Genomic DNA, 11,472 nt, shown 5'->3' on the forward strand with positions numbered 1-11,472 from the left:
AGAGTGTGTTTGGGAATTAGGCGAGTCGATTTAGACACATGGAGATATTGGCTAATACAAGCCAACAGACATGACTGGCGGGGGTGTACTCATAGTCCACGGCCAGCCGCCGAAAGCAGGCCAGCCAAGCAAAGGTGCGTTCCACCACCCAGCGTTTGGCGACGGGCACAAAGCCGCGCTGGGTGGGTGGGCGACTGGCCACCTGGTGCTGTAGGCCGAGGCCGCGCAGGTGGTCGGCGAAGCGGCCCCGGTAAGCGGCATCCGTGAGCACGGTCTGTAAACGGGCGGCCCACCAGGGCCGATGGGGGAGTAAACCCAGGGCTCCGCGACTGTCATGGCCGTTGGCCGCGTGTACGTGCGCGGCCCAGATACGCCCGCTCGAGTCGGTGAGGATCTGGCGTTTACGCCCGTTAACATGCTTGCCCCCGTCCAGTCCCCGGTGCTCGAAAATGCGGGGTGCGAGTTTGACGCTCTGGCTGTCCACGCAGGCCAGCGAGGGCAACGCCTCCCGCCCCTCATGTAGCCGATCCAGCGCATTGAGCACCGTATTTAGGCGTGCCCAGAGGCCCGTTTGCTGCCAGCGGTAGAAATAGTAGTAGACCGCCGTCCAAGCCGGAAATTCGGCCGGCAAGGCCCGCCACTGGCCGCCCGTGCGGCAGACATAGAGCACGGCATTGACCACTTGGCGCAAACACAGGCGCCGACGCCGTTGCACAGGCAGTAGACAGGCCATAACTTGCCACTGCGAGTCAGTAAGGGGTTGATAGCCGTCAACCATAAGCAGACCGGAGCCTAGGAACTCCGCCTGCAACTTACTGGCTCGTTTCTATTTATGCACTTGTGAAATTCCCAAACACGCTCTCAAATAGGGCCAGCGCCTCAGCCCACCGCTTCGCTTTCTGCAACTCGACACCCATGGCATAATAGGCTGTTAACACGAAGCCATTACCAGTGGACTCATAAAGCAACACGTCCCGGCCTTCCTCAAAGGCTTTGGGAAACAGTAGCCGGGCCTGCATGAGGTAGGTAAGGCCCAAGCCGGGCGTTCGGTTATTGAGCAGCATTCCCAAATGCGAAACCGCGTCTAGGTGCAGCTCCCCGCAGGCGGCCATGATACGCCGGTAGATTCGCTCCGCCTCTTGCGGCGCAGTGATGTGCAGCGCTTTACCCTGCTGGAATAACGCTTCGTGCTCCAGCACAACTGCCGGGTACACCACGCGCCAGTGGCGCGGCTGGTATTCTATCATGCGGAGCTGGTCCATGCGCAGGAACGATAGGAAGGAGGAAGCTCAAAAATACGGAGAAGCTGCACCGCTCCTTAACGAGAAATTCTGTTCCAACTCTAGTGGCCCGTGCGTGAGCCACCGCAATGCTTAGCGTGTAAATCCGCCCGATTGGAAGAACAGCCGCTACTATACTGCTGCATCAAAGTCTGCCAGCTCCTGTTGAAAGCGAGCCAGACGACCCTTCGTCTTCAGGAAGAGCATATAGCGCATCTTACCCCGTATCGGCCCGACATCAAAGCCCAGCAAGGTAGCTTGGTAGCCGAAGACACCTAGTAGGCTTTGAATCAGTTTGGGCTCCTGCTTAACAAGGGGGCCATAGTATACCCAATCCAGCTGCTCCGCATCAACTGCCACGCCCAGGTCGGCGCAGCGGTCCAGTAGCTCCGGCAGGGCCGCCGGCTCGTAGGCGCGCAGATACCCCCGCACCAGGCGTAGCGCGTCTTCATACGTCACGGCAAACGAAGCATCGAGCGAGGGAAAATCGTATTCAGATTCGTCTTCTGAGTTGTTATCGAACATGGTACAAGTGAAAGGGCGGCCAACTGCTGAAGAAAGCCCGCCGCACCATTACGATACGTCGGGCCTTCGGGGCGCTCCTACGAGCGCCGTAAATCTACAGAACCTAGCGACCTTCGATGCGTTGGCTGCGCTTTACGTGAGTTAAGCATAGCCTGTAGTTGACCATCACGACCAAGCCGCAGTCCAAATGAGCTTTATCTACCCAAGTCTGCTGAGACCTACTACTACAGAGATATTGATGAGTGCTAGCCAAGCACTGGCTATTCCTAAAATTGAATTGCAGCTACGCCGGTGGGCTGGGTCTCCTATCAGCAACACCTTCGGAAACAAGCCGCTAATTGACTTCGGCGGCCATCCAGTTTTCGCAGAGCTTTGCGTGTACGAGTTGGTACGACTATCCGGCTGGGAGGCCCGGTGGGTGGAAACCTACGGGGCTGGGCCAATGAATCCTTACCACTTCACTGCTTGGGCTGATGCTGGTATAGCCGGCCAACAACACGTACCTATCACTAAACCAGCGGTTCAGGACTTGCTGCAGAAGATTGCGCATGCCAACGGTGACAGCTATGCGGGTTGCTGGGATGTCGTTGGCTGGGATGGTGAAACTGTAATATTTGCCGAGCTCAAGCGGCGCAAGAAAGACCGAATCCGACCCACGCAGCCGCGTTGGCTGGCGTCAGGCTTACAGGTAGGCCTGACGCTTGAGAACTTTCTACTAGTAGAGTGGGATATTTTCAATGAGTAGGTAGGTCCATGACATAGGCTGGAGATACTATACGAGCATCCTGCTTTTGCCCTATGCGGAGCCTTCCTTAAAAGCGCTCATCCAGATGCTCCAGTCCATTGATAATCCATGTTGTCCGATGGCCTTGGAAGCGCAGCGTACAAGCAAATTCTGCCCGCTCATGGGCATCCTGCAGGGAACTACCAACGACTTCGAATTCCTCTTCCACATATGGAATGGGCCGAAATTCATCCGGCAGATGAGGTCCATCCTCGCCAGTTACACGGATATGGTAAACTTGGTAGCCATCGGGTAATTGGTCAGTAGCATATATCGCCTGCCGCCCGCATTTGCGGCAGTGAACAGCTATTGCAATCGTGTCACCGTTTCGGGACAATACCTTTCCGGCCGAGTGGGGAATGATTTCCTGGTCACGCATACAGAACAGCTGAACGAAAGTGGCTGCACGGTAACCAGTACCGTTTATAACAGGAAGACGAGACCCTCGGTCGGTCATGGCGTGTGGGAAAGTATGAGGCAAAGGTATGAATTGTAGAAGCTCATGGCCTTCGGGATGGAACAATGCATCAATTATCAGGCCCTTTAGAGCTTCCACAGCCGAGGCGTTTTTGGGCATCGGCTTATGACGACTTGATTCGGTTACGTAACTTTCGGAAACTGCCACACACTTCCCTTTCGAAAGTCGGACGGCACTAACATATAATCAGCTTCATGCCATATACACTAGCCGAATTCTTCTGTGGGTGCGGCGGGTTTTCGCATGGTTTCGCCCGTTCCAGCGAGTTCGACGTGGTACTGGGCAACGACATCAAGCCCGCCGCCCTTCATACCTTTCAGCGCAACCACATCAGCCCCAACACCGGCGTTCCGGCCATCATCAGTCAGGACATCCGGACCGTGACGCTCCAATCGGTCCAGGAGTTACTGATAGCAAAAGGTATTGCCCCCGGCGAATTGGATTGCCTTATCGGCGGGCCTCCATGTCAGGGCTTCTCTCAAATGCGACGCAGCGAGGAACGGCAAGGCGACGACTTGGTGGGTTTCAAAGGCTACAATCGCCTCGACCAGGACCCGCGCAACGATCTGGTGCTGCGTTTTCTGGAAATTGCCCACGTACTCAACCCTAAAGTCATCGTCATCGAGAACGTGCCACAAATGCTTACCCACACCCATCAGGGGGTACGTGGCGGGCTAGCGGCGGCGGTCAGGGGCCTGCTGGAAGAGATGGGGTACACGGTTACCTCTGGAGTGCTCAATGCCGCGGATTTCGGCGTGCCCCAGCTGCGGGAACGTGCTTTTTTCCTGGCCTCGCGTATCGGTGTACTCGAATTGCCTACTCCGACCCATGCCGACCCGCTTGCGCAGAATCTACTTGAGCAAGGCCGGTTGCCCTGGGTAACCGTGGCGGAGGCGTTGGCCGACCTGCCGGCACCCACCCCGATCGAAACGTTGGGCGGGGGAGCGTTGGACCTCTATGCCGTCCCCAATCCCGGTCCGTACGCCCAGGCGATGCGGACGTCGCCCACCTTCCCCTATAACCACATCAGCCGTACTTATAAGGAACGTATCATCGATATCATCCGACAGATGCAACCGGGTGAAACGTGGGACGCGGCCAGCGAACGGATGCGGGCCGCATACGCCGTTATGATTGCCGAGGAACGCCTGCTTGGTGAGAACAACGAGGCCACCAAAGCGCGCCTGATTGCTGAGGGCGTCATCAACCCTGCTTTCTACAAGCGGTACTACTGGAGTGCCTATACTCGGCTTGACCCAGCCCGGCCAGCGCTGACCATCACGGCAAATGCCAACTTTCTCGGTTCAGGCCGCTTCACGCACCCCACTGCCGACCGCGGCATCACCATGCGCGAGGCAGCCCGGCTGCAGTCCTTCGACGATGATTTCAAACTGCTGACGTCGGTCAAGGAGAAGGACGAAACCGCCAACATCGGCGTCGGCATCGACATGATAGGCGAAGCAGTACCGCCGACTTTAGGAGAGGCCTTTGCGCTCCATATTGCCCCCTTGCTGGCTGCTCACTACGCCCTGCCGGAAAACCAGCCTATACCGGCACACCAGCCCGCTTTCACCTAATCATGGAGCCAGAACTAAGTAGAGACGAGGTTTACGCCGCCGCTCGCGAGGCTGTCGAGAAACTAGTGGCCGAAGAAGGCCCGGAAAGCCAGTTCCCGTTCGATTACATCTGGCAGTTCGCTTCCCGGGAGATTCCGTCGCTGCGCCGGCCCAGCTGCTCCAACTACTTGGTAAAGCTCGGGTACTTGGAGAAGACCGGTAAGCAGGTCAACGCTTCTACCCCGGAGCGGGCCGGTAATCTGGGTCCCGAATACCGCCCGGGTCGTCATTTCCTGCCCCCGGCTCCGCCGGTCCCCCCACCAGCACCTGGTGGGGTGGAGCCGCTTGCGCCCGCTTTCGAAGAAATGGAGAAGGCCTTGGCCACCCAGGGCCTGCTCATCGACAAGGCAGACCTGGCTAATTTCTACCTGGCTCTGTGTGTCAGCCCGCTCGTCGTGCTGAGCGGGATTTCGGGCACCGGCAAAAGCCAAATGCCCCGTCGGTTCGCGCAGCTGACCGACTCGCGTTTCGACAGCGTCCCCGTCAAACCGCAATGGTCCGACAACTCGGACTTGTTCGGCTACGTTCCGAGCCTCAACCCCACGCACTTTGTGAAAGGACGCTTCACCGAGGTGGTGGAGGCGGCACAAGCGACCCCCGGCCAACTGGCGGTCGTGCTGCTGGATGAGATGAACCTAGCGGCCGTCGAGCACTACTTCAGCGACTTTCTCAGCATCATGGAGACGCGGCGCCGTGAGGCAGGCACCATTATAACCGACCCGTTGCCACTCGAATTACCGACAGCGGTTGCCGGCCAACCCGACCCGTACGCCGGTCTTCGTACATTGGGTCTGCCTGCCAACGTTCGGGTGGTCGGAACCGCCAACATGGACGAAACGACCCATTTGTTCAGTCCCAAAGTTTTGGACCGGGCCTTCAGCATCGAGTCCGTCACCCCCGACCTGACCCAATTCCCTTCCGGGGAGGCCCAGCCCTTCGACGCTACTACGTTTGCCCGTCTGGTTCCCCGCCTGCTGGATGTATCCAACGTGGTCAGCGAGAGCGAAGCTTACGTCACCGATGCCGAGTTGCTCAACGAAATAGGCGCGTTGCTGCAGGAAGCCAGCGACGTGCTGCGCCCGGCCGGGATTTCATTCGGGTACCGGACCCGTCGGGACGTGTGCCTGTACATGCACTTTTGGCGCAGATTCGACCTGGCCAATATTCTGTCGGCCTCGGCCGCTATGGACTTGTGCTTCCTGCAGAAAATCCTGCCCAAGGTGCAGGGGGCCGGTGAAGGCCTCGGCGAGGCACTGCGCAAGCTGCGAGAATGGTTGCTGACCGAGGATGGCGATACATCGGTAGCCAGCAGTCGCCCCTGGACCCGCAGTGCCGACAAGGTGGAACGGATGCTGGCCCGTTTGGAGGCGGAAGGTGCCACTACGTACTGGGGAACCTAATCGTGGCGCAAACGCTCCTTCTGGTACGGACCGCTGCGTGGACGCTGGAGCTGGTCGGGCCGATGACGTCTCTGCCTGATTTCCTGCCTGCCGGCAAAGCCGAGTTGTCGGTCGTGAGCCCTTCCGCACTGAAGGTACAGGTATTCGACCGGTCCAGCGGCAGTTTGGTGCCCGTGCCAGAGAATGGCATGGTGGCCCCGATTCTCTTCGAGAATACGGACTACAATTTCTACCTCGAAGCGGACGACCCGGACACCAGGCTTCGGCTTTCACAGAGCGGCACCTTACGTCATCGACGTAACGGGAGCGAACACCACACGCTGAACTTCCGCAACGACGTCGGCTTGACCGAGCTGCACATTCTCGGCCCCGTGTCGGCAATCGTGCGGTTGGAGGTGCTCCCCGTCAAAATCGATTACCGCCGGGACTATGCCCTGATGCGTGACGAGGTGGACAGCATCGCCCGCGGTCTGGCCTTGGCTGCGCAAGCGCGTACCTATGGGCGGGTAGGTACCCAATCGCAGGGCACGACCACACTGGTGGCCTGGGTGGCGTTGATGCGTCGCTACTTCGACGAGCTAGTCGCCGCGGCCGAAGCAATAGGACGGAATCCGCACTCCCGGCTGGAAAAGACGACCCGCTTGGTTGCGCCCGACCGCCTCCGCCGAGTAGACGAAACACAATTGCGGCGGGCACTGAGGCGGCATGCCACGGCCAGCGGCCCAATTCTGCCGGGAACTGGTCTGGGACTCCCACGACGCCTACCTGAAACGACCAGCCGAGTCACCACCGATACACCGGAAAACCGTTTGGTAAAGGCACAGCTGCGCCAAACATTGCGGAATGTGCAGGCCTTACTGCGATCCGCCGGTCCTGGCGACGAGGACGCCGACCCGAACGCCGAGCAGCTGTTCCTGGTTGCCGTGAAGCCGGAAGCCGAATCGATGCGCCGCCGCCTGGGCCGTCTCTTGCTCGCCCCCTACCTGCGCGAAGTGGCCGACGTCGCACCAGCATCGTCCGGTTCGTTGGTGTTCCAGCAACATCCCCATTATGCCGCATTTGCGCGCATCTATCGGTTGCTGGACGGTGGGCTCACGTTCCACGGCGACGCCCTCAGTGTGGGGGTCAAACAAATCTCTCAGCTCTACGAATACTGGTGCTTCCTCACCATCGTGCGCCTGCTCGCGGTACGCTTCCGGGTCGAAAGCCACAATTTGGTGCGTGTGCGCAATACCCGCCTGACGCTTGTGCTAGCAAAGGGAATTCAAGCTGCAGTTACTTTTCGATGTCTTACCACCGGACAAAAGTTGCATCTGCTCTATAACCGACTTTTCAATCGTCTGCCCACGGTGAGCCAACAGCCCGACAATGTGATTCAGCTTGCCGGGAGTGGGGCCCTATACGTTTTCGACGCGAAGTACCGTTTGGCGTTCGACCCGGAATATCGCCGCCGCTACGCCGGTCCCGGTCCGACTACTGACGATATCAATGTCATGCATCGGTATCGTGACGCTATCGTGTTGCCCCCAGTACCCAGCCAACCCGAGTACCGCCGGCCGGTGGTCGGGGCTTACGTTTTATTTCCATTTGCCGACGAAGCAGGCTATATGGGGCATCGGTTCTATGCCAGCGTAGCTTCGGTCGGTATAGGCGGATTGCCTCTGCTTCCTGGTGCGACGAGCTTGCTTGCTGCTAAACTGGAAGAAATTTTAGCAGCTCAAGGGTTTGTTTCTGTTCCTTAGTTCTCAGTAGGTTCTTTTAAAATAGGATTAATCTACATGCTAATCCAAGTAAGCCGATTCAAACGGGATTAACTGAAAGATGAATCAGTGAGCAGATTGTGAGTTCAGAAAAATGTAAAGGCAATAGATGTCGACTATATAAGCATTGGTTAAAATCATGGTCATGATGAGTAGCTTTAGCATCCTCATTTGCCAGGTATGAAATCCGTTGGCTGCCCAGAGGCGACTATACTTGTCAGCTGCTTATGAAATCTAATTTCTTCCCGATCCAATTCAATTTTGACGATTTTCACATCCAACGGCTCCCTTATCAAAAAGAGGTTTTAGATAAGCTACGGCAACAACATAACGCGACCCATTCTTTTTTTCGCCGCGACGACTTCATCTACATCTCGCCTGGCGTTGAGGCTGCGGCCAATTTGGGTGACGTGGTGCGGCTCAGCATAACCAAGCATCCCGAAGTCGTAGCTTCCTTGGTCCGCCACATTTTTTTCCGAACAATCAAAGACAAGGTGCCTGGATTGTTGCCTTCGTTCCACCCATTCACCTTCCCTGCGAAGCAGGATAAGTACGATTTGGCGTTAAACATGCTGCCGGAAAGGCTGCAAAATGTTATTACTTACAAGCGTATCACAGAAGTACAACTGCGTTTCAACGAAACAGAAGAACAGCCACAGTTTGTCGCAGTGGTGAATCACCGTTACCAGTGGACCATTGATCGCACCTGTGAGCAGTTGGTAAATGAAGGCCTAGATATTCTGGGTCTTGAAGTCAACAGTTCTACTTCGCCTGACTACTCGGATGGGGTAGTAGCTCCCGAACTGACTTTGCTCGGCCGGGTGATGGCGGTGAACGGTGACCATGCTACAGTGGGTACCAATCAAGGCCCTACCGAGTATGCTCTATTCGAACTGACTCTCTTCAAATCAAAGGAGAATATAGTCAACTACCTCGGCTCGCTGGTAGGAGAAGGGAAAGCCGAGCAAATAGTGAATCACATTAAGCAAGATGAATCCCGACGGTTGCAACCTGATGTTGTGATGCGCGAGATTGAAGAGATGGGCGTATGGCTAAGCCGCCTTGCATACCGAAATTTCGACTCGTTTTGCTTTACGATTGGAACGAATAACGCTGTGTCGGGTCAAGCGGGCATCCGGTTAGAAGAGCCGAAACTCATCTTCGACGTGAGTGGCACTAACATCCACGCCACGCCCACCACCGGACTCAACACCTTCGGGCCATACAGCCGGTCCACTTCATTCGACGTGAACTCGCCCAAGATTCTGGTGGTATTTCACCAGCGTAACGCCGGCCATTTTGCAGAGTTCCTAGCTCAACTGAAGGGCGGTATCGCACAACATGCCTATTTCGCCAATGGCATGGTGCGCAAGTATGGCCTGACGGCCATGGAATACCGCATTGCCGAAATAACGGATTATACCGTACCACAATACTTGACTGCCATCAACAAGCTGCTCCGCGCTGAGAACGGCTCGTTTGATATTGCTATCGTCGAGACGTGCGAGGATTTTCGGCGGTTACCGCCCATGGATAACCCCTATTTTCAGGTGAAGTCCCTGCTTTATTCGCATGGCATTTCCACGCAGTTCATACGGGCTGAAACTGCTCAGAAACCTATATATAGCATCGACAGCATCGCCCTGCAGATGTATGCCAAGCTGGGCGGTACACCCTGGACGGTGCCCATCGGGCCAAGTGTTGACCACGAACTCGTGATTGGTATTGGCAGCTCCATTCTGCGCAGCAACCAATACGCCGGAGCGACGCAGGCCCGAATCGTGGGCATCAGCACCTTCTTCTCGGCCGATGGCAAGTACATCTCCAACCGCAAGACCCAAGACGTGCCCTATGACCAGTACTTTGACGAGCTACTGCACAACCTGAAGGTATCAATTGATGAAATTTCCAATAATTACAGCTGGAGTTCAGGCGACCGTATCCGCATCATCTTCCATATTTTCAAACCTATTAAGCACATTGAAGCCGACGTGGTGGCCAGCCTGATGGAGCAGTACCAAGAGTTTGACATCAAGTTTGCGTTTGTCACCTTTTCCGAATTTCATCCCTACGTCCTATTCAACGAAAACGAGCGGGGAGAATTTGATGCCTACCGCAAGGTGTACAAGGGCACGCACGTGCCTTGGCGGGGCTACAATGTGCTGCTGGACCCACGTTCCTGCCTCGTGCAGATGCTGGGACCGCATGAGATGAAAACGTCACGCCATGGGGCATCTCGGCCAGTGCTGGTACGCATTCACCGCAGCTCTACCTTTGTCGACCTGGCCTATGTGGTGCAGCAGGCCTTCAAGTTCACCCGCCTGTCTTTCCGCACCTTTTACCCCGTGCACTCGCCGGTCACGCTGCTTTATTCCAACATGCTGGCCCGGCAGTTAAAGGACTTACGGGGCATACCGGGTTGGAATTATGACGTAGCTAGCCGCCAGCTTCGGCACAAGAAATGGTTTCTCTAGAAGCAAAATCTGCCTATCTGGCCTCACTATTGGAAAGCCCCATGCCTCAATTTTTTGTGGGCATCCTCTATGAACAGGCCGATTTGAGGCCACCGCACCTGCTATTGGCAGACTCTAATAGTTTGGCGTGCAACGTGTTATACTTGGTGCGCAGTGCAGATGAAATGCGATGCCAAGAGTTATATCAGCAATTGCTAGGGCGTAGGCCAAACAAGGAGTCAGAGTGGATTTATAACGACTACCTGATTTTCTCGCTGGTATGTGCGGTGAAGAAATTTGCCTTGCCAAGTGAGTGGGTGCGCCACTTGCTAGTCCTTCGTACTTCACAGGATGAAGAAAAACAGCGATTGAATGTCACTTTAACCAATATTATGGCAGGTAATCTTAACAGCCGCGAAGATTACCATCAAGTGTCACTAGTGTACCAGCTGCTTACTGGCGAACAGGTTCCCGATGAAACGCGAATTAACAAGATGTTTAAGTTTTTGTGGCGGCGACCGTTTCCATTTTTTTCTTCCCCTTTTCTCAATCTCGTTTCGCTAAAAGCGCTGGAACTCGCCTTCAATAGTAAGGGACTATTAAATCCCGAGCAATTTTTTTCGGCCGAACAGTTCACAGACCGTTTTCTGCGTCGCACGCATCGGCTGGCTGCCTTCATTGTGACGGTGCCAGTAGTAGCTTTGGTGGTGGCCTTAGCCATTGCTACCGTGCGCTATCCTGATAATGGCTGGGTGAAGCTGGGGCTAGGGTTAACGTCGGCGTTTGGCGTAGATGTGATGGGGTCGTTTTCTGGTTTGCGTAACAATCTGCAGACCCGCGTCACGGCTGTTATACGCCGCACTTTTGGCTATAAGGCGCCAGCCAGCAACTCATCTAAATAGTTTTTCCTTATTGTTTATCTAATAGTACAATTTATGGGAATAGTTATTAAAATTATTGTTTTAATATAGATGTGCATATCCTCGCTGGGTGATGACAGAAAGAAACTAAGGTGGTAGATGCGTCAATCATTGAGTAATATGTCAAGCTATTGTGCGTCGGTGCCTATTTCAAAGTCGCAACTGGTTCCCGCAAATAGCAGCCTGTAGGCACTTTCTTCCTTCCTTCCTTCCTTCCTTCCTGTAATCTCAACTTGTATGCTTAATTAGCTTAGCC

10 protein-coding genes are annotated in these 11,472 nt (G+C 55.5%); 6 read left to right on the forward strand and 4 right to left on the reverse strand.

The annotated features are described in order from the left end of the window. Positions 1–16: 16 nt before the first annotated feature. From BUE15_RS17750 to BUE15_RS17760, 3 genes are all read right to left on the reverse strand, one after another. Positions 17–778 (reverse strand): IS5 family transposase, encoded by a 762-nt coding sequence (locus BUE15_RS17750; protein WP_073282996.1) that lies wholly within the window; start codon positions 776–778, stop codon positions 17–19. Positions 779–830: 52 nt separating this feature from the next. Next, positions 831–1,262, reverse strand: coding sequence for a hypothetical protein (locus BUE15_RS17755; RefSeq protein ID WP_073288080.1), 432 nt, complete (start codon positions 1,260–1,262; stop codon positions 831–833). 150 nt (positions 1,263–1,412) lie between these two features. Next, positions 1,413–1,805: a hypothetical protein gene (locus BUE15_RS17760; protein ID WP_073288082.1), complete on the reverse strand. Its 393-nt coding sequence runs from the start codon at positions 1,803–1,805 to the stop codon at positions 1,413–1,415. 187 nt (positions 1,806–1,992) lie between these two features. Here BUE15_RS17760 and BUE15_RS17765 point away from each other — a divergent pair, with 187 nt between their 5' ends. Next, a complete protein-coding gene (locus BUE15_RS17765) occupies positions 1,993–2,550 on the forward strand; it encodes a hypothetical protein (protein ID WP_139252398.1) in 558 nt (185 codons plus the stop codon). Positions 2,551–2,617: 67 nt separating this feature from the next. Here BUE15_RS17765 and BUE15_RS22070 read toward each other — a convergent pair whose 3' ends face one another. Beyond that, positions 2,618–2,968: a hypothetical protein gene (locus BUE15_RS22070; protein ID WP_170865306.1), complete on the reverse strand. Its 351-nt coding sequence runs from the start codon at positions 2,966–2,968 to the stop codon at positions 2,618–2,620. A gap of 293 nt (positions 2,969–3,261) precedes the next feature. Between BUE15_RS22070 and BUE15_RS17775 the strand changes: the two genes are divergently transcribed. The 5 genes from BUE15_RS17775 to BUE15_RS17795 all read left to right on the forward strand — a co-directional run bounded on the left by BUE15_RS17775 (position 3,262) and on the right by BUE15_RS17795 (position 11,198). After that, positions 3,262–4,644, forward strand: a complete 1,383-nt coding sequence (locus tag BUE15_RS17775) for a DNA cytosine methyltransferase (RefSeq protein WP_073288088.1) — start codon at positions 3,262–3,264, stop codon at positions 4,642–4,644. Positions 4,645–4,646: 2 nt separating this feature from the next. Then, positions 4,647–6,083, forward strand: coding sequence for an McrB family protein (locus BUE15_RS17780; protein ID WP_073288090.1), 1,437 nt, complete (start codon positions 4,647–4,649; stop codon positions 6,081–6,083). A 2-nt stretch (positions 6,084–6,085) separates the two neighbouring features. Further along, positions 6,086–7,825 (forward strand): DUF2357 domain-containing protein, encoded by a 1,740-nt coding sequence (locus BUE15_RS17785; protein ID WP_073288092.1) that lies wholly within the window; start codon positions 6,086–6,088, stop codon positions 7,823–7,825. 245 nt (positions 7,826–8,070) lie between these two features. After that, on the forward strand, positions 8,071–10,317 hold the full coding sequence (locus BUE15_RS17790) for a Piwi domain-containing protein (RefSeq protein ID WP_073288094.1): 2,247 nt from the start codon (positions 8,071–8,073) through the stop codon (positions 10,315–10,317). After that, positions 10,305–11,198, forward strand: coding sequence for a hypothetical protein (locus BUE15_RS17795; RefSeq protein WP_139252400.1), 894 nt, complete (start codon positions 10,305–10,307; stop codon positions 11,196–11,198). Before BUE15_RS17790 ends, BUE15_RS17795 begins: the two co-directional genes overlap by 13 nt. The last annotated feature ends 274 nt before the right edge of the window (positions 11,199–11,472 follow it).

The organism is Hymenobacter psychrotolerans DSM 18569, from assembly GCF_900142395.1.
In the GTDB taxonomy this organism is placed as follows: domain Bacteria; phylum Bacteroidota; class Bacteroidia; order Cytophagales; family Hymenobacteraceae; genus Hymenobacter; species Hymenobacter psychrotolerans.

What these genes read in the sequence shown, in the direction of transcription:
- BUE15_RS17795 (WP_139252400.1), top strand. Translation starts at nt 10,305, where the DNA reads ATGGTTTCTCTAGAAGCAAAATCTGCCTATCTGGCCTCACTATTGGAA.
- BUE15_RS17760 (WP_073288082.1), bottom strand. Translation starts at nt 1,805, where the DNA reads ATGTTCGATAACAACTCAGAAGACGAATCTGAATACGATTTTCCCTCG.
- BUE15_RS17750 (WP_073282996.1), bottom strand. Translation starts at nt 778, where the DNA reads ATGGTTGACGGCTATCAACCCCTTACTGACTCGCAGTGGCAAGTTATG.
- BUE15_RS17790 (WP_073288094.1), top strand. Translation starts at nt 8,071, where the DNA reads ATGAAATCTAATTTCTTCCCGATCCAATTCAATTTTGACGATTTTCAC.
- BUE15_RS17775 (WP_073288088.1), top strand. Translation starts at nt 3,262, where the DNA reads ATGCCATATACACTAGCCGAATTCTTCTGTGGGTGCGGCGGGTTTTCG.
- BUE15_RS22070 (WP_170865306.1), bottom strand. Translation starts at nt 2,968, where the DNA reads ATGCGTGACCAGGAAATCATTCCCCACTCGGCCGGAAAGGTATTGTCC.
- BUE15_RS17765 (WP_139252398.1), top strand. Translation starts at nt 1,993, where the DNA reads ATGAGCTTTATCTACCCAAGTCTGCTGAGACCTACTACTACAGAGATA.
- BUE15_RS17780 (WP_073288090.1), top strand. Translation starts at nt 4,647, where the DNA reads ATGGAGCCAGAACTAAGTAGAGACGAGGTTTACGCCGCCGCTCGCGAG.
- BUE15_RS17755 (WP_073288080.1), bottom strand. Translation starts at nt 1,262, where the DNA reads ATGGACCAGCTCCGCATGATAGAATACCAGCCGCGCCACTGGCGCGTG.